The 19,099-nt window shown below is 43.7% G+C and carries 17 protein-coding genes; all 17 read left to right on the top strand.

What is annotated here, in order from left to right; translation table 11 throughout:
* Positions 1-153 precede the first annotated feature (153 nt).
* A complete protein-coding gene (yfmF, locus tag CYL18_RS07940; protein ID WP_104848952.1) occupies positions 154-1,431 on the top strand; it encodes an EF-P 5-aminopentanol modification-associated protein YfmF in 1,278 nt (425 codons plus the stop codon).
* Positions 1,431-2,717: an EF-P 5-aminopentanol modification-associated protein YfmH gene (gene yfmH / locus CYL18_RS07935; protein WP_104848951.1), complete on the top strand. Its 1,287-nt coding sequence runs from the start codon at positions 1,431-1,433 to the stop codon at positions 2,715-2,717. Before yfmF ends, yfmH begins: the two co-directional genes overlap by 1 nt.
* Before the next feature lie 168 nt (positions 2,718-2,885).
* Positions 2,886-3,614, top strand: coding sequence for an elongation factor P 5-aminopentanone reductase (ymfI, locus tag CYL18_RS07930; protein ID WP_104848950.1), 729 nt, complete (start codon positions 2,886-2,888; stop codon positions 3,612-3,614).
* Between the two features lie 111 nt (positions 3,615-3,725).
* Positions 3,726-4,514, top strand: a complete 789-nt coding sequence (locus tag CYL18_RS07925; protein WP_104848949.1) for a DUF3388 domain-containing protein — start codon at positions 3,726-3,728, stop codon at positions 4,512-4,514.
* Positions 4,515-4,542: 28 nt separating this feature from the next.
* The gene (locus CYL18_RS07920; RefSeq protein ID WP_104848948.1) at positions 4,543-5,436 is read left to right on the top strand and encodes a helix-turn-helix domain-containing protein; all 894 of its coding nucleotides are present in this window, start codon (positions 4,543-4,545) and stop codon (positions 5,434-5,436) included.
* 99 nt (positions 5,437-5,535) lie between these two features.
* Complete coding sequence (pgsA, locus tag CYL18_RS07915; protein WP_104848947.1) at positions 5,536-6,108, top strand: CDP-diacylglycerol--glycerol-3-phosphate 3-phosphatidyltransferase; 573 nt, start codon at positions 5,536-5,538, stop codon at positions 6,106-6,108.
* Positions 6,109-6,151: 43 nt separating this feature from the next.
* Positions 6,152-7,390 carry a competence/damage-inducible protein A gene (locus CYL18_RS07910; protein WP_104848946.1) on the top strand — a complete coding sequence of 413 codons (1,239 nt, stop codon included), beginning with the start codon at positions 6,152-6,154 and terminating at the stop codon, positions 7,388-7,390.
* A 323-nt stretch (positions 7,391-7,713) separates the two neighbouring features.
* On the top strand, positions 7,714-8,763 hold the full coding sequence (gene recA, locus CYL18_RS07905; RefSeq protein WP_104848945.1) for a recombinase RecA: 1,050 nt from the start codon (positions 7,714-7,716) through the stop codon (positions 8,761-8,763).
* A gap of 369 nt (positions 8,764-9,132) precedes the next feature.
* Positions 9,133-10,692 (top strand): ribonuclease Y, encoded by a 1,560-nt coding sequence (gene rny, locus CYL18_RS07900; protein WP_104848944.1) that lies wholly within the window; start codon positions 9,133-9,135, stop codon positions 10,690-10,692.
* 110 nt (positions 10,693-10,802) lie between these two features.
* Entirely contained in the window at positions 10,803-11,600 is a 798-nt protein-coding gene (locus CYL18_RS07895) for a TIGR00282 family metallophosphoesterase (RefSeq protein ID WP_104848943.1), read from the top strand.
* Positions 11,601-11,731: 131 nt separating this feature from the next.
* Positions 11,732-11,992, top strand: coding sequence for a stage V sporulation protein SpoVS (spoVS, locus tag CYL18_RS07890; RefSeq protein WP_104848942.1), 261 nt, complete (start codon positions 11,732-11,734; stop codon positions 11,990-11,992).
* Positions 11,993-12,086: 94 nt separating this feature from the next.
* Positions 12,087-13,001, top strand: a complete 915-nt coding sequence (locus tag CYL18_RS07885; RefSeq protein ID WP_104848941.1) for a dipeptidase — start codon at positions 12,087-12,089, stop codon at positions 12,999-13,001.
* Between the two features lie 169 nt (positions 13,002-13,170).
* Entirely contained in the window at positions 13,171-14,907 is a 1,737-nt protein-coding gene (locus CYL18_RS07880; protein WP_104848940.1) for a 2-oxoacid:acceptor oxidoreductase subunit alpha, read from the top strand.
* A complete protein-coding gene (locus tag CYL18_RS07875; RefSeq protein WP_104848939.1) occupies positions 14,908-15,774 on the top strand; it encodes a 2-oxoacid:ferredoxin oxidoreductase subunit beta in 867 nt (288 codons plus the stop codon).
* A 225-nt stretch (positions 15,775-15,999) separates the two neighbouring features.
* Complete coding sequence (gene tdh / locus CYL18_RS07870) at positions 16,000-17,040, top strand: L-threonine 3-dehydrogenase (RefSeq protein WP_201741254.1); 1,041 nt, start codon at positions 16,000-16,002, stop codon at positions 17,038-17,040.
* A gap of 41 nt (positions 17,041-17,081) precedes the next feature.
* Positions 17,082-18,260, top strand: coding sequence for a glycine C-acetyltransferase (locus CYL18_RS07865; RefSeq protein ID WP_104848938.1), 1,179 nt, complete (start codon positions 17,082-17,084; stop codon positions 18,258-18,260).
* Between the two features lie 169 nt (positions 18,261-18,429).
* On the top strand, positions 18,430-18,981 hold the full coding sequence (gene lepB, locus CYL18_RS07860) for a signal peptidase I (RefSeq protein WP_104848937.1): 552 nt from the start codon (positions 18,430-18,432) through the stop codon (positions 18,979-18,981).
* Positions 18,982-19,099: the final 118 nt, after the last annotated feature.

The raw sequence follows: 19,099 nt of genomic DNA, 5'->3' as shown, positions 1-19,099 counted from the left end.
GCTAACATAGGAATTAGTAAGCAGTCAGATTGCTGTCTCTTGCTTTATTTTTGCTAAACCATGTATATTCAATCTAAAGGTTTAAAAATATTCACCAAGACGAACAATAGAAATAATTTCAGGGAAGATAAATTCCATTAGGGAGGTCATTGTATGGCCGTTGTAAAAGAAAGGATTATTAAGCATCAGGGTGTAACCGTTCACATTGTGCCTACGAGCAAATATAAGACCAATACATTAGTCTGGAAAATGAAGGCGCCGCTAAAAGAAGAAACCGTCACCCTTAGGGCGCTTTTGCCGAGCGTGCTGCAAAGCAATACAGAAAAATACTCTACTTCTACGTCCTTCCGCAACCATCTTGATGGCTTATATGGAGCAAGTCTTTTTGCGGATGTAGGCAAAAAAGGCGAGTACCACATTATGAGCTTTCAAATGGAAATGGTCAATGAGAAGTATTTAACGAATAGGGAGCCTTTGCTTGAGAAGGCATTTGAGCTTTTATCTGAGGTACTGACAAAGCCTAATGCCAAAGAAGGCCAGTTTGATCCAAGCACGGTTGCAAAGGAAAAGAGAGCGCTTAAACAAAGGCTTGAATCGATCTATGACGATAAAATGCGCTATTCCTCCATGCGCTTGACGCAAGAGATGTGCGTGGAAGAGAATTACCGGCTTGATGCAAGCGGGATCGCTGACCGGATAGAAGAAATCACGCCAGAATCATTATATGCTTATTATGAGCGCGCATTTATGGAAGATGAATTGGATTTGTATGTAATCGGTGATATCGCTGAGGAGGAAGTGGCCGAAATGGCCAATCGCTATTTCCAATTCAGTGAAAGAAAACCTGAGCATGTCTCATACATAAACCATCAAGTACAGGAAGCGAAGGAGCTTCAAGAAATTCAAGATATTAAGCAGGGAAAATTAAATATAGGCTATCGTACAAATATCACGTATCGTGATCCGGATTATTTCGCCTTGCAAATGTTTAATGGCATCTTCGGGGCATTCTCTCACTCTAAGCTGTTTATCAATGTCCGCGAGAAAGCGAGTCTCGCTTATTACGCTGCATCCAGGCTTGAAAGCCATAAAGGTCTCCTGATGGTTATGTCAGGGATTGATAATAGGAATTATGAGCAGGCTGTTACCATTATCAAAGAACAGATGGAAGCAATGAAAAGCGGTGATTTCTCTGAACAGGAGATTATTCAAACGAAAGCCATCATAAAGAATCAGTTGCTCGAAACCATTGATACATCACGCGGGCTGACAGAGGTCCTATATCATAATGTTGTGGCAACAATGGATATTAGCCTTGATGAATGGCTGGCTCGGATTGACCAAGTGACTAGAGAGGAAATCATCGCTTGCGGGGAAAAGATTGCCCTTGATACAATTTACTTCCTTCATGGAACGGAGGTGGCTGAATAATGGAAAAGCAGACATTTGAACAGCTTCAGGAAGAGCTGTATGTTGAACAGATGGAAAATGGCTTGTCGGTCTATATTTTGCCAAAGCCTGGTTTTAATAAGACGTATGCTACTTTCACGACGAAGTACGGCTCGATTGATAATCACTTCAAGGAGCCAGGGGAGCAAGAGTTTTCACAAGTGCCAGACGGCATAGCTCATTTTCTTGAACATAAGCTGTTTGAGAAAGAGGCTGGAGATGTTTTTCAGCAATTCAGCCGTCAAGGAGCCGCTGCCAATGCGTTTACATCATTTACGCGAACAGCCTATTTATTTTCAAGCACCTCTGATGTAGAAAAGAATCTGGAGACATTGATTGATTTTGTGCAGGAGCCCTATTTTTCTGACCAAAGTGTTGAAAAGGAGAAAGGAATCATCGGGCAGGAGATCATGATGTATGATGATAACGCTGATTGGAGATTGTATTTTGGCATCATCGAAAATTTATACCATCACCATCCTGTTAAAATCGATATAGCGGGAACGGTGGAATCCATTTCAGGCATTACAAAAGAACTCCTGTATAAATGCTATAATACTTTCTACCATCCGAGCAATATGCTTCTTTTCATTACTGGACCGGAAGACCCGGAAAAAATCATGAAGCTCGTTCGGGATAATCAGGCGAAGAAGAAGTTTGAGAAACGTGAGGAGATAAGCCGCAAATTTGAGGCAGAGCCATCATCAGCAGCCATAAAGAATCGCTCCATCCAAATGCATGTCCAAACCCCGAAATGTGTGGTTGGCATAAAAGCGGCTGACACTGAACTCGAAGGAATGGAGATGCTTAAGCGCGAGCTTGCAATCGGTCTGTTCTTGGAGTGCACCTTTGGCAAGAGCTCGGAGTATTATGAGAATCTTTTTGATTCCGGAATGATCGATAATTCCTTCTTTTATGATTATACACAGGAATATGGATTTGGTTTTGGTATGATTGGCGGTGATACAAGGGAGCCGGACCAACTAGCCCAAAAAGTTAAGTCCATCCTCTTTGAGGTGAAAGAAGGCGGATTCTTAACAGAAGAAAAGCTGGATGCTGTAAGGAAAAAACGAATCGGTGCCTTTCTTCGGTCATTGAACTCGCTCGAATCAATCGCCAACCAATTTACACGCTATGCGTTCAATCAAATGGAACTGTTTGATGTTGTTGCTGTTCTAGAGGAAATGACATTAGCAGAAGTAAGAGATGCTGTAAACGGTTTGATTGAAGAAGAGCGCCTCTCTGTGTTTCAGGTTTTACCTTCATAAGAACGAAGAACTGTCCTATAAGCTTGATTGTCTATCAGCTTGGGGACAGTTTTTTTATGAAATGAATCTAGAAATAAATGGCCAAATAAGATTGATGGTTTTCCTTTTGTCCGCCAAGCTTTATAATGAAAAGGATTGTAGTGTTCACCATTTAAGGAGTTTGTTGAAATGTCAGAAAAATTTGCGCTCATTACTGGTGCGAGCGGAGGGATTGGTCGTGAAATTTCTCGGCGGCTAGCATCAGAGGGCTGGAATCTTTATTTGCACTATCATCGAAATGAAGCGGGTATTAAGGAGCTTGCAAAGGAACTTGAAGTATTTCCTATCGAGATAAAACTGATTCAGGCGGACTTAAGTGCACAAGATGGCCATTTAGCCATCCTTGAGCGGGTCTCGGAGCTGGATGCGATTATCCTAAACAGCGGTGATAGCTTTTTTGGTCTTTTAACCGATATGTCAGATGAAGAGGCAAGGCGAATGATTACTCTTCATGTAACGGCCCCATTCTTGTTAGCTAAAGGCTTGGTTGGCAAGCTGATTAATAAGCGGGCTGGAAATATTATTGCCGTCACATCGATCTGGGGTGAAATCGGGGCATCGTGTGAGGTGCTCTACTCCATGGTTAAGGGCGGGCAAAATACGTTTGTAAAGGCACTGGCAAAAGAGCTGGCGCCATCAGGGATACGCGTGAACGCTGTGTCACCAGGTGCCATTTCCACACCAATGCTTAGGTCATTTAATGAGGATGATTTACATGATTTAGCCGAAGAGATTCCAATGGGAAGGCTTGGGCGTCCTGATGAGATAGCAGGCGTCATTTCCTTTTTACTATCAGAGGATGCAGCATATATGACAGGGCAGATCCTCTCTGTTAACGGCGGATGGAGCACGGCATAGGTCGGCCGATTGATATTTTTACTTTTCAGTCCACTGGAAATCAGATATGATAAGACTTAAGGAAAATATTGAAGGAATTTGTCAAATGGTTTTTCCTATGGAGGGGACGCAATGGAGAAAAAGGAATGGTATTTTGAGTATGAAATTCAAATTAACCGTCCCGGACTGCTAGGGGATATTTCGTCATTGTTAGGGATGCTTTCCATTAATATCGTGACCATCAACGGTGTTGATGAAGGACGGAGGGGCATGCTCCTTCTAGCGAAAGATCATCGCCAAATTGAGCGGCTCGAATCAATTTTATATACAATGGATACGATAAAAGTAACCAAACTAAGAGAACCGAAACTGAGAGACCGATTAGCTGTCAGGCATGGCCGTTACATACAACGTGATGCGGATGATCGCAAGACCTTTCGTTTTGAAAGGGAAGATTTAGGGCTGCTTGTCGATTTCATGGCAGAGCTCTTTAAGCAGGAAGGCCATAAATTAATTGGCATAAGGGGAATGCCGCGTGTCGGGAAGACCGAATCGATTGTAGCTGCGAGTGTGTGTGCGAACAAGCGTTGGCTATTTGTTTCATCGACCCTTTTAAAACAGACTGTCCGCAATCAATTGATCGAGGATGAATACAATGAGAATAATTTATTTATCCTTGATGGAATCGTATCGACCAGAAGGGCCAATGAAAAACATTGGCAGCTGGTACGTGAGCTCATGAGGCTTGATGCAATAAAAGTTATTGAACACCCGGATATCTTTGTGCAAAATTCTGAGTATACGATGAATGATTTTGATTATATTATCGAACTCCGAAACGAGCCTAATGAGGTAATTACCTATGAGACGGTAGATAACCAGTTTTTTGGCGAATCAGAATTTGGTTCGTTTGAATTTTAATTGATTTTAGTGAGTAGAAGGTGTTTAAATGACTGAACTAGGAAGAATATTAAAAGAAGCCCGTGAAGCTAAAGGGCTATCTTTGGATGATTTGCAGCAAATCACCAAAATACAAAAACGCTATTTAATCGGAATTGAAGAGGGAAACTACGATATGATGCCGGGCAAGTTTTATGTCCGTGCCTTCATTAAGCAATATGCGGAAGCTGTTGGTCTGGATGCAGAGCAATTATTCGCTGAACATCAAACCGATATTCCCGCCCCTGTTCAGCAGGAAGAGGTCCCGAAAAATCTTTCTCGCGTGCAATCACGGAAATCTATTGCTGTTCAAGGCTCCAAATGGGCTGACCTGCTGCCTAAGATTCTGATTGCTGTCGTCCTTGTCGCTATGGCCGCAGTCATTTATTATTTTGTGGCAAAAGCGATCAGTAACAATGATGATGCCGGAACAACGAATGAAAGCAACCAGCAGGTTCAGGTAGAAGAAGGGGAGAATAATGCCTCTGATACCGAAGAGGATGCCTCTGAAGAGACTAAAGAAGATGAATCGGCTCAGGAAGAAGATAAAGCAGACACTGAGGAAAAACCGAAAGAGGAAGAACCGTCTGCGGGTGAGCTGAAGCTGGCTTCTTCAAGCGGCAATTCATCCACATATGAATTATCGAAAGCAGATGAGTTTAAGGTGGCCATCAAATCAACGGGCCAGACATGGGTAACTGTGAAAGATTCCAATGGAAAATCTTTGTTCAATAATATGATTACAGCAGATAATCCTCAGGAATTTGATCAAACCGAAGACACACAAATCACTATGAATATTGGTCGTTCCACAGATGCGGAAGTATTTGTTAATGGTGAGAAAATCGAGTATGCATCAGATTCTATTGTTCAAAATATTACCATTAAGTACACGAAGGAATAATCGCGGGAGGTCATCAATGGTGATGGCCTTCTCATCTTTCCTTATACATATAGGCAGTCTTAATGCCATGAAAATAAAAAGTAAAGCGAGGAACATCTAGTGAATTTACCAAATAAAATTACCGTTTCAAGAATTTGCATGATTCCGGTGTTTATCATCATAATGATGCTTGATTGGGGTGTATGGGTTATCAATGGAGTAGAGCTACCTATCGCCCATTTCGTCGGCGCCTTGATTTTTATCATCGCATCAACGACAGACTGGGTGGACGGCTACTATGCAAGAAAGCATAATCTTGTCACTAACCTGGGGAAATTCCTCGATCCGTTAGCGGACAAGCTGCTCGTTTCTGCAGCCTTGATTGTTCTTGTAGATTTGGATGCTGCTCCTGCATGGATTGTTATCTTAATTATCAGCCGGGAATTTGCGGTGACTGGACTCCGTTTAATTTTGGCAGGCGGCGGGGAAGTTGTTGCGGCAAATCAATTGGGCAAGATTAAAACATGGACGCAAATCATTGCTATTTCGGCACTTCTGCTTCATAATCTCCCATTTGAGTGGATTTCCTTCCCATTTGCGGATTTTGCCTTATATGTGGCTTTATTCTTTACACTTTGGTCTGGCTGGGATTACTTCGCCAAAAATAAGCACGCGTTTTCAAATTCAAAATAAGGGTATCATTCACATATAGTTCCGTGAATGGAAGGTGAGTGGAATGAATGCTGAAATTATTGGAGTCGGCTCCGAATTGCTGCTTGGCCAGATTGCCAATACAAATGCGCAGTTTATCTCGAAGGGTTTAGCTGAGATCGGCGTGAATGTCTATTACCACACCGTGGTGGGAGATAATCAGGACCGGCTTAGACAAGCGATTGAGACTGCGGAGAAACGAGCTGACCTGATTATTTATACGGGCGGTCTTGGTCCAACAAAGGATGATTTGACGAAAGAGACAGTTGCTGAATACATAGGGAAGACGCTGATTACTGACCATAAGTCAATGGCAAACATCGAGGACTACTTCGAAAAAATCAGCCGTAAGATGACTGAAAATAACCGTAAGCAAGCTTTGGTGATTGAAGGGGCAGAAGTATTTCCAAATCATCATGGTATGGCTCCGGGAATGGCTGTTTCTCACGGAGAGCATATTCATGTTCTTCTCCCTGGCCCGCCAAGTGAAATGCAGCCGATGTACAAAGATTACTTGGAGCCTTTCTTATTGAAGGACATGGGAACAAGAGAGCGGATTGAGTCAAGGATTCTACGCTTTTTCGGCATAGGAGAGTCGCAGCTGGAAACGGATATTGAAGACATACTGGATGCGCAGACAAACCCGACAATTGCTCCTTTGGCAGCGAACGGGGAGGTTACCCTCCGGATTACGGCTAAGCATGAAACGTCAGCAGGTGCCGAGGAAATGATCAGAAAGGCAGAGGAACAGATCCTAAGCCGTGTAGGAGATTATTTCTACGGATACAATGATACGACACTCATGAAAGAAGCAATCGCGCTCTTGAAAGAACGAAAGTGGACCATTTCTGCGGCAGAAAGTCTAACAGGCGGTATGTTCCAAGAGGAATTAACTGGAATACCGGGAGCGGGGCTTATTTTGAAGGGCGGAATCGTCTGCTATACAAACGAAGCTAAGCAAAAACTCTTGCAAGTCAGTGACTCAACGATTAAAGAGCATGGTGTCGTCAGTGAAGCTTGTGCAATCGAAATGGCTGAAAATATTAAAAAGCTGCTTGGTTCTGATGTCGGCATTAGCTTTACTGGAGTCGCCGGGCCTGATGAATTGGAAGGAAATCCGGTTGGAACTGTTTTTGTAGGCCTTGCTTTGCCGGGGCGTGAGCCGTTTGCGAAGAAACTGAACCTTGGCGGCATGCGGGAAGGAAACCGAGTGCGAAGCGTAAAATACGGCTGTCATTTCTTATTGCACCAATTAAAACAATAACCAGCATTCTGTGCTTGTATAAAAAGGGGCCTTGGAAGCATTTCATGGGTCCCTTTTCCATTTCTTATATACTTATAGATATTGTTAAGAAAATTCATTGTGTTATAATCCGGGAAAATTTAAACTTACCCTTATTTTTGTTTCGAAAGACTGGGTATACAGCGCGGGTTTTTCTTTTTTATGCTGCTTTCCCCTATGAAAATCATACGAATAAATGTTCGGTTTTTTACTTGGCAAATGGACACGGATGAGGTATAGTATAAATATGTTCTAACAAGATTATAGGCAATTGTTTTCATATAGATATGGGGAGGAAATAAATAGTGAGTGATCGTCAAGCTGCGCTGGATATGGCGCTAAAACAAATCGAGAAGCAATTTGGTAAAGGCTCAGTCATGAAATTAGGAGAAAGAGCTGACAGAAAGGTATCAACCATTCCAAGCGGTTCCTTAGCTTTAGATGCAGCACTTGGTGTGGGCGGCTATCCGCGCGGGAGAATTATTGAAATTTACGGACCAGAGAGTTCCGGTAAGACGACGGTTGCCTTGCATGCCATCGCTGAAGTCCAGGCTCAAGGCGGACAAGCGGCGTTTATCGATGCTGAGCATGCTCTTGATCCTGCTTATGCACAAAAGCTTGGTGTAAATATTGATGAATTATTACTTTCACAGCCGGACACAGGAGAACAAGCGCTTGAGATTGCTGAGGCCTTGGTGCGAAGCGGTGCTGTTGACATCATCGTTGTCGATTCCGTTGCGGCTCTTGTCCCTAAAGCGGAGATTGAAGGAGAAATGGGAGATGCTCACGTTGGTTTGCAAGCTCGCTTGATGTCTCAAGCTCTTCGTAAATTATCCGGCGCAATCAATAAATCCAATACGATTGCCATCTTCATTAACCAAATCCGTGAGAAGGTTGGAGTAATGTTCGGAAACCCAGAGACAACTCCTGGTGGTCGTGCGCTTAAATTCTATTCAACGATTCGTCTTGAGGTAAGACGTGCCGAACAATTGAAACAAGGCACTGATATTGTCGGTAACAGAACGAAAATCAAGATTGTTAAAAATAAGGTCGCTCCTCCATTCCGTGTGGCAGAAGTTGACATCATGTATGGTGAAGGGATTTCAAGAGAAGGCGAAGTCATCGATATTGGTTCAGAGCTGGATGTTGTTCAAAAGAGCGGATCTTGGTACGCATACAATAACGAACGTCTTGGCCAAGGACGTGAGAACGCTAAGCTATTCCTGAAGGAAAATCCTGATATCCGTGCAGAGATTACGCAAAAAATCCGTGCTGAGTATGGATTAGATTCAGATGTCGCTATCGAGGCACCAAAAGAAGATGAAGATATGATGGATGGTTTTGACCTAGAATAAGACATTAAATAAGGAAGAGGCAGCCTATTCTTTAGGTGTGCCTCTTCTTCATTCTTAAAATAATTTGAGCAAATTTTCTTCAGATAAACTAGGAAAATGCGCATTTCATAATTTTGAAGAGATGGAAAATTCACGGATAGAGATGCGCGTCTAGAAAACTGTCTTTATTTTCAAAAAATGAGCGCGAATCGCATTCTGACTTGCTCTTGACAACAAATTTTCATAACTTTACAATAGAAATGTATTAATTTCTTTTTAAAAGACATACGTGAAATTGATAATGCTGTATATTTTAAAAATGATGTACAAGCAAGAGTGAAAATGTAGTAAAAGAGATTAAAAAAAATTATAGCAAGAGGAGGTGTATTGATGGATCCAATCACTATCATCTCCATTTTGCTTGGCCTAATTGTTGGTGCAGTTGTTGGCTATTTGTTAAGAAAATCCATAGCAGAATCCAAAATTTCCGGAGCGACAAATGCGGCTGAAAAAATTATTGAAGACGCAAAGCGGGAAGCGGATGCCTTGAAGAAGGAATCCCTTTTGGAAGCAAAGGATGAAATTCATAAACTTCGGACTGATGCTGAAAAGGAGGTTCGTGAAAGACGAGCTGAATTACAGAGACAGGAAAACCGAATTCTACAAAAAGAAGAGAATCTAGATCGTAAAGCAGATTCACAGGATAAGCGTGAATCCGTGCTTGAGAAAAAGGAAGATTCTCTAAACCAAAGACAACAGCATATTGAACAGATGGAAAGCAAAGTGGATGAGATAATTCGAGCTCAGCAATCTGAACTTGAACGAATTTCCAGCCTAACGAGAGAAGAAGCAAAATCCATTATCCTTGATCGGGTGGAAAAGGATCTTTCACATGACATCGCAGTCATGATAAAAGAGAGTGAAAACCGGGCGAAGGAAGAAGCGGACAAAAAAGCGCGTGAAATCTTGTCACTTGCCATTCAGCGTTGTGCTGCAGACCATGTAGCCGAAACGACGGTATCGGTCGTCAATCTGCCGAATGATGAGATGAAGGGTCGAATTATTGGACGTGAGGGCCGAAACATCCGGACGCTCGAGACGCTAACAGGCATCGATTTGATCATCGATGATACACCTGAAGCCGTCATTCTATCTGGTTTCGACCCAATTCGCCGCGAGACAGCAAGATTAGCTCTTGAGAAGCTTGTTCAAGACGGTCGTATCCATCCAGCACGAATTGAAGAAATGGTGGATAAAGCTAGAAGAGAAGTTGATGAGCATATCCGCGAGATTGGGGAACAAACTACATTTGAAGTCGGCGTTCATGGCCTGCATCCAGATTTGATCAAAATTTTAGGCCGTTTGCGTTACCGTACGAGCTATGGTCAAAATGTACTTAAGCATTCAATGGAAGTGGCGTACCTTTCCGGCTTGATGGCAGCGGAGCTTGGCCAGGATGTTACTTTGGCCAAACGGGCTGGATTGCTTCATGATATCGGAAAAGCAATCGATCATGAAGTAGAAGGAAGTCACGTTGAAATTGGGGTCGAGCTGGCGACGAAGTATAAGGAGCATCCTGTTGTAATCAATAGTATTGCTTCCCATCACGGAGACACCGAACCAAAATCCATTATTGCTATTCTTGTTGCGGCGGCTGATGCGTTGTCAGCAGCACGTCCTGGTGCAAGAAGCGAGACGCTTGAAAACTATATTCGCCGTCTTGAGAAACTCGAAGATATCTCTGAGTCCTATGAGGGTGTAGAGAAATCATTCGCTATCCAAGCTGGCCGTGAAGTGCGGATTATCGTCAAGCCAGAGAGCATTGATGATTTAGAGGCACATCGTTTGGCAAGGGATATCCGAAAACGGATAGAGGATGAACTGGATTACCCTGGACATATTAAGGTAACCGTAATTCGTGAAACAAGAGCAGTTGAATATGCAAAATAAAGCGGTGATTTTCACCGCTTTATTTTTTTGAATGATTGCTGGTCACAGTTCTTATTTATGTGACACACTAGAATAAGGACAACCGAGGCATATGAAAGGAATTAAATCAGATGAGGCTATTATTTATCGGTGATGTTGTTGGCTCGCCGGGAAGAAATATGGTAAAGGAATACTTGGGGAAACTAAAGGATAAATACCGTCCCCAGTTCGTAATTATCAACGGAGAGAACGCTGCGGCAGGACGCGGCATCACTGAGAAAATCTATAAAGAATTACTGGAGTATGGGGCAAATATGATTACTCTTGGTAATCATTCGTGGGATAACCGTGATATTTTTGAGTTTATTGGTGATGCGAAATATTTGGTGCGTCCTGGTAATTTCCCGGAAGGAACACCGGGAGCGGGCTTGAAGTTCTTGAAGATGAACCAATATGAATTAGCCGTTATCAGTGTTCAAGGAAGAACATTCATGCCTCCGCTAGATGACCCGTTCTTAGTAGCGGATAAGCTTGTCGAGGAGGCGGCGAAACGCACGCCGTTCATCTTTGTTGACGTCCATGCAGAAGCGACTAGCGAGAAGCAGGCGCTTGGATGGTATTTAGACGGAAGAGTATCTGCTGTAATCGGAACCCATACACATGTGCAAACAGCCGATAATCGCATATTGCCAAATGGTACGGCCTATATGTCTGATGTCGGAATGACTGGTCCGTATGATGGTATTTTGGGGATGGAAAGGGAAGCTGTCATCAAGAAATTCCTCACGTCCATGCCAGTAAGATTCGAAGTGCCAAAAGAAGGACGCACTGTCCTGAGCGGTGTCATTATCGATTTGGACCCGAAAACCGGAAAAGCCATCAAAACAGAACGTATCTTAATTAATGAAGACCATCCGTTCTTCTATTGAAGAGGAACTAAAGACCAGCCTGCGGGCTGGTCTTTTTGCATGGCATAACTTATCCCTCATCTGAATATAGTTAACAGAAAATGCAATTTCACCAGGGGACATGTATTGGAATAAGATGAGGGGGACCAGAAATGGAAATATTAAAAGTATCAGCGAAATCGAATCCAAATTCCGTTGCCGGAGCACTGGCAGGTGTATTGCGTGAAAGGGGCGCAGCAGAAATCCAGGCTATTGGTGCTGGTGCGCTCAATCAGGCAGTGAAGGCAGTAGCGATTGCAAGGGGATTTGTTGCTCCAAGTGGCGTTGATTTGATTTGTATTCCGGCATTTACAGATATACTGATTGAAGGCGAGGAAAGAACAGCCATAAAATTAATTATTGAGCCTCGATAAGCGATTGTAGAGCGGACTCATGAAGTGATAGGATGATGATATCGACTTCATAAGGGGATGCTCTTTTTTATGCTGTTTAGGGGGAAAACAAACGATGAAAATATTTGATGCTCATTGTGATGTACTCATGAAAATGCTCTTAGAACCAAACATAAATTTTATAGACGGGCCTATGCTGCATGTCACGAAGGCCGGATTGACAAAGGCGGGTGTCTCGGTGCAAATGTTTGCCATTTATGTACCTGAAGCCATTCATCCTTCCATGCGATTTGAAGCCGCATTAACAATGGTGGAGCTTTTTTTTGAGAGAATTATCAAGGATGCAGGCTTGAGGTTTATCAGAAATAAAGATGATCTTACGTCCTTGAAAAAGGGGGAGATTGGAGCAATCCTTGCGCTTGAGGGATGTGATTGTATTGAACAGGACCTGCTGCGTCTCAGAACCTTGCTGAGACTTGGCGTCAGCTCTGTGGGACTGACATGGAATCATGCGAATGCCCTTGCAGATGGAGCACTGGAGGAGCGACAGGGAGGGCTGACAAGGTTAGGGAAGGAGGCGGTTACTCTTTTAGATGGAGCAGGATGCTGGTGTGATGTCTCCCATCTCTCAGAGGCAGGATTTTGGGATTGTCTCCAGCTGCATAAGAAGGTGATCGCCTCTCATTCAAATTGTCAATCCATCGTTGCGCATCCAAGGAATTTGACTGATGACCAAATCAAAGCACTTATTCATCATGATGGTCAAATAGGGATAACATTTGTTCCTGACTTCCTTACGAAAAGGACGAGCGCTGTTATAGCTGATGTCATTCATCATCTGGACCATATTTGTTCCCTTGGAGGTAAGGAGCATGTGGGCTTTGGCTCTGACTTTGACGGGATTGAGCAGACTGTTATTGGGTTAGACAAAGTTGAAGCATATGAGAACTTAGTGAATGAGCTGCTTAAGTATTATAGAGAAGAAGATGTCTGCGGATTTTTATATGAGAATTTCGCGTCCCGCTTTTAAAAAGATTATTTTTATAATTTTTTGACAAATTACCTTAAAGGGGTTGCGCTTTTCGGGGAGTACGCTTAATATTAAATACGTTTAGATGATTCTTTTACTAGATTTGGCAGCAAATTCATTATTTGATAGAAATACGCATTTATGAGGGACTAGAAGGGGTGTAGGGCAAATGATCGATCAACTTTCATGGAAAGTTGGAGGGCAGCAAGGCGAGGGAATTGAGAGTACAGGTGAGATTTTTTCGATTGCATTAAATCGGCTAGGCTATTATTTATACGGATACCGTCATTTTTCTTCCCGAATTAAAGGCGGTCATACAAATAATAAGATAAGAGTCAGTACGAAAGAAATACGTTCGATTGCGGATGATTTGGATGTACTGGTTGCATTTGATCAAGAGACAATTGATGTGAACTACAAGGAATTACATAGCAATGGCATTATTTTGGCGGATGCTAAATTTGGCCCGGTTGCTCCTGCTGATGCGGATGCGCCATTATATGCTGTTCCGTTTACAGAGATATCAACAGAGCTTGGGACATCCTTGATGAAGAATATGGTTGCTATCGGGGCTTCTAGTGCTGTCATGGGACTAGACATAGCTGTTTTCACAGAAGTGGTGGAGGAAATCTTCGGCCGTAAGGGACCTCAGGTCGTGGAGAAGAACCTGAATGCCATCAAGGCTGGCTATGACCATATGATTGAAAAGCTTGGCGATAAGGCTGGTATCCTTCAATTAGCAGAGGCTGACGGCCAAAAACGTTTATTTATGATTGGAAATGATGCGATTGCTATGGGTGCACTTGCTGGCGGGGCGCGTTTCATGGCTGCCTATCCAATCACACCGGCCTCTGAGATTATGGAATATCTAATCAAACAATTGCCGAAGTATGGAGGAACGGTCATTCAAACAGAGGATGAGATTGCCGCCTGTACGATGGCGATTGGCGCTAACTATGCCGGAGTCCGCAGCCTGACGGCATCCGCCGGTCCAGGACTATCCCTCATGATGGAGGCAATCGGCTTATCCGGCATAACGGAAACACCGCTTGTTATTGTTGACACCCAAAGGGGAGGACCATCCACTGGAATGCCGACGAAACAGGAACAATCAGATTTAATGGCCATGATCTATGGTACGCATGGAGAGATTCCAAAGATTGTCGTGGCGCCAAGCACGGTGCAGGAGGCTTTTTATGACACTGTGGAGGCTTTTAACTTAGCAGAGGAGTATCAATGCCCTGTCATTGTTTTATCCGATCTGCAGCTATCCCTGGGCAAGCAGACGGTCGAACCGCTTGATTTCAGCAGGGTGGAAGTTAGACGAGGAAAATTAGTTCAGGAGGAATTGCCGGAGATTACCGACAAATCTTATTTCAAGCGTTATGAGGTAACTGAGGATGGCATATCGCCTAGGACAATTCCGGGGATGAAGAACGGCATTCACCATGTGACAGGAGTAGAGCATGATGAGACGGGCAAGCCTTCAGAAGTAGCGGCTAATCGGGTCGCTCAAATGGATAAGAGGATGCGCAAGATTGAGTCAGTCAATTTCAAGAATCCCCTTCATATCAATGCTGCCCATGAAGAGGCAGACCTTCTCCTCGTAGGCTTTAACTCCACCAGAGGGGTGATTGAGGAAGTAATGACGCGGCTTGAGGCTGATGGCGTGAAGGTTAATCATGTGCATGTCAGGCTGATTCACCCCTTCCCGAGTGCGGAGATGCTGCCGCATATAGAGAAGGCCAAGAGAGTCGTTGTTATAGAGAATAACGCAACCGGCCAGTTGGCTAATCTCATGAAGATGAATGTTGGCCATGCTCACAAGCTGACGAAGATATTGAAATATGATGGCAACCCGTTTTTGCCGAATGAAGTGTATTTTACATGCAAGGAGCTGGTTTAATTGGCTACATTCAAAGAATTTCGTAATAATGTCAAACCAAACTGGTGCCCTGGCTGTGGAGATTTCTCTGTTCAGGCATCCATCCAAAGGGCCGCAGCTAATGTGGGCCTTGAACCAGACCAGCTAGCGGTCATTTCCGGGATTGGCTGTTCAGGCCGTATATCAGGCTATATTCAATCCTATGGTTTTCATAGCATTCACGGAAGATCGCTGCCGATTGCACAAGGGGTCAAAATGGCAAACCGGGAATTGACGGTTCTCGCCTCAGGCGGGGACGGAGATGGATTTGCAATTGGGATGGGCCACACGGTCCATGCCATCAGGCGGAACATCGATATTACCTATATTGTCATGGATAACCAAATTTACGGATTGACAAAGGGGCAAACCTCTCCGCGTTCAGCCGCTGGCTTTAAAACGAAATCAACCCCTTCAGGTTCGATTGAGCAGGCTATCTCTCCGATGGAAATGGCGCTGTCAGTTGGGGCTACATTCGTGGCGCAAAGCTTCTCAAGTGATCTAAAGGACTTGACGGCACTGATAGAGGCAGGCATCCGTCATAAGGGATTCTCTTTAATTAATGTGTTCAGTCCTTGTGTGACCTATAACAAAATCAACACGTACGATTGGTTTAAGGAGAACTTAACGAAACTAAGCACGATTGAAGACTATGATCCGAATAACAAGGAAATGGCCATGCAAACCCTTATGAAGCATGATGGGCTCGTAACAGGCTTGATCTATCAAAATACGGAACAGCCATCCTATCAGGAATTAGTCTCCGGGTACTCCGAAGAGCCGCTAGCTGCGGCAAATCTTGAATTAACTCAGGATGATTTTGATCGGTTAACGGCGGAATTTATGTAAGTAGTATGAAAAGGGCAGAAATGTTTGTGAAAACATATCTGTCCTTTTCTTATGCCATTCTTTAATCGCATCAGAAAGGCAAGAAGGAGGAGTGGATGAAATTATAATAGAAAAATATCCGCAGAAAAGCCAGATGTCTCTACCAGAAGGAATCGCTATTTACAAAAGGTATTAACTATTCTAAAATTTTGTAATATTCAGGTTCTAGTAAAGGGTGTGGGGAAGTTGGACGGAAAAATGAAGGCGGTAGTAAAGGCTAAAAGGGGATTTGGTGCTGAATTGAGCATGATTGATATACCAACCATTAAGGAGGATGAGGTTCTTATTAAGGTGATGGCCACCTCCATTTGCGGGACTGATGTGCATATATATACATGGGATGACTGGGCAAAGAACAGAGTGAATCCTCCTTATGCTTTCGGACATGAATTTTCAGGAGAAATAGTCAAGATTGGTGCGTCCGTTACAGGTATCAATATAGGCGATCATGTATCTGCAGAAACACATATCGTCTGTGGTAGATGTCCTCAATGTATGACGGGGCAGTTCCATATTTGCCAAGAGACAAAAATAATAGGGGTCGATACACAAGGGTGCTTTGCTGAATACGTTGCCCTTCCTGCCCGAAATATATGGGTGAACCCAAAAGATATGCCGGCCGCTATGGCTTCCATACAGGAACCGATGGGTAATGCCGTTCATACGGTTCTCTCAGGAGAGATTGCCGGCCGTACGGTTGCTGTGATTGGGTGTGGTCCAATCGGAATCATGGCGGTTGGAGTAGCAAAGGCTGCAGGAGCATCAAAGGTCATTGCGCTCGATGTCAATGAATATAGATTGGGGTTAGCCAAGGACATGGGAGCGGATGCCGTTATCAATTCTGCCAAAGAGGATGTGCTCGAAACCATGAAGGATTTGACAGACAATATTGGTGTCGATATTGTTTGTGAAATGAGCGGTCATCCCGATGCAATCAATCAAGGGTTCAAGATGGCGACAAATGGCGGTAGGGTGTCCATATTAAGCCTTCCCGTTAAACCTGTCTCCATTGATCTGACCAATGACATTGTATTCAAGGGATTGACCGTCCAGGGGATTACAGGGAGGCAAATGTTTAAGACCTGGCAGCAAGTGTCACGTTTGCTGAAATCAGGCCAGATTGATGCAGGAAAGCTCATAACGCACGAGTTTCCTCTCGAGGAATTCGAGAAAGGGTTTGACTTAATGATCAAGGGCCAATGCGGCAAGGTTGTCTTACTGCCTTAAGCTAATAGAATTGAACCATTAATTTGTGAGGAGGAATGAGATTGAAAGGGTTGGAGTATTTACAAGCTGAGTTAGATGAGATGAAGGAAAATGGGGTATTTCGAACACTCGTGCCGCTAGATACGGAGCAAGGCTCGAAGGTGAAGATTGAAGGGAAAACGGTGATTCAATTATCGTCTAATAATTATTTGGGGCTCACCTCTCATCCTCGCCTGCGCGATGCGGCTATGGAGGCCATTCGGTCATATGGTGTAGGGACGGGGTCTGTGCGAACCATTGCAGGAACATTTAAGATGCATGCAGAGCTTGAACGAAAGCTTGCGGAATTTAAGCATACAGAAGCGGCATTAGTGTTCCAATCCGGTTTTACGACCAATCAGGGCGTTCTTTCAGCCATTTTAACGGAAAAGGATGTCGTTATTTCTGATGAGCTTAATCATGCTTCAATAATAGATGGAATTCGGCTGACAAAGGCTGCTCGCCGAGTATATACCCATGTGGATATGGAGAGCCTTGAAGCAGCATTAAAGGAAACGCAATCCTACCGTAAGCGCTTGATTGTGACGGATGGTGTGTTTTCGATGGATGGGAATATTGCCCCGCTTCCTGCTATCGTAGAACTGGCAGAGAAATATGATGCCCTTGTTATGGTTGATGATGCGCATGCTTCAGGTGTATTAGGCAAAAACGGACGCGGTACCGTCAATCACTTCGGACTCGATGGCCGTGTGCATATACAGGTTGGCACATTAAGTAAAGCAATTGGCGTGCTTGGGGGATATGTGGCAGGTCCGCAGGCTTTAATAGACTATTTGATTCATAAAGGGCGTCCATTCCTCTTCAGCACATCGCATCCACCTGCAGTGACAATGGCGAATATGGCCGCTATTGATGTGCTGATAAGTGAGCCTGAATTAATTGAAAAGCTTTGGGAGAATGCGAGATTCTTTAAGGAGGGGCTTTTATCCCTCGGTTTTGATATTGGAGAGAGCAAGACACCTATCACGCCCGTTTTCGTTGGTGAAGATAAGGCAGCTTATGAGTTATCTGACCGGTTATTGGAATATGGTGTATTTGCCCAAGGAATCGTCTTTCCGACGGTTGCCAAGGGCAAGGCGAGGGTTCGTACAATAGTGACTGCTGAGCATACCAAGGAGGAATTGGAGGAGGCATTAAGTGCCTTTGAACGAGCTGGCAAGCAATTGAATCTAATAAAATAATGAATGGAATCCATCAGTCGCCTTTATTTATTGGCGGCTGTTTTTGTGTTTTGGGGAAATGATTATGCGATTATCCGTTTGTAAGAGGATTTTTGGGGAAATATTGGTAAGGAGAAAATGATAGGTTTATCCTCCATCAAGAACAGTTTGGAAGGAGTAATAAAGAGGAATGGACAACCGGAAAGTAATCGAAGAAATTGCCTCATGGCTTAAACCCATCCTAATTGCGGTTATAGTAGTGCTCGTTAGCCGTCAATTTATCTTTTTGCCCACAACAGTTAGGGGTGAATCAATGATGCCTAGCTTACAGGACGGCAATCGCGTCATCTTAAGCAAGATCACTCATATAGACCGGTTTGATGAAGTTGTGTTTCATGCAACGGATTCGCCTGATAAATATGTAAAACGAGTCATCGGACTCCCTGGAGATACGATTGAAATGAAGGATGATACTTTATACATTAACGGGGAGCCTTATGAAGAAGAGTATCTCGAAGAACTAAGGTCCAGTCAGGATCAGGGGGCTTCGTTCACGGAGGATTTTACATTACAGGAGCTGACCGGGAAAGAGAAAGTTCCGGAAGGCCAAATGTTCGTATTAGGTGATAACCGGCCGAACAGTAAGGATAGCCGTGTTTTTGGCTTCGTACCGATGGAGAGAATCGTCGGAGAGGTGAAAATGCGCTATTGGCCGATGAAGGATATTGGGTTTGCTTTGTAGGAAGAAAACAGCCGCGCTCATCAAAATGGGTGCGGTTTTTATATGACCGGTCATTTTCCTAATCTGCATAAGCTTCCAGCATATTGTGAAATTCCCCTAAAAGCTTTATACTTACTTA

It is taken from the genome of Pradoshia eiseniae, assembly GCF_002946355.1.
GTDB lineage: Bacteria > Bacillota > Bacilli > Bacillales > Pradoshiaceae > Pradoshia > Pradoshia eiseniae.
The sequence above is the reverse complement of the archived record's forward strand: the minus strand, read 5'-3'. Positions and strand labels throughout refer to the sequence as shown.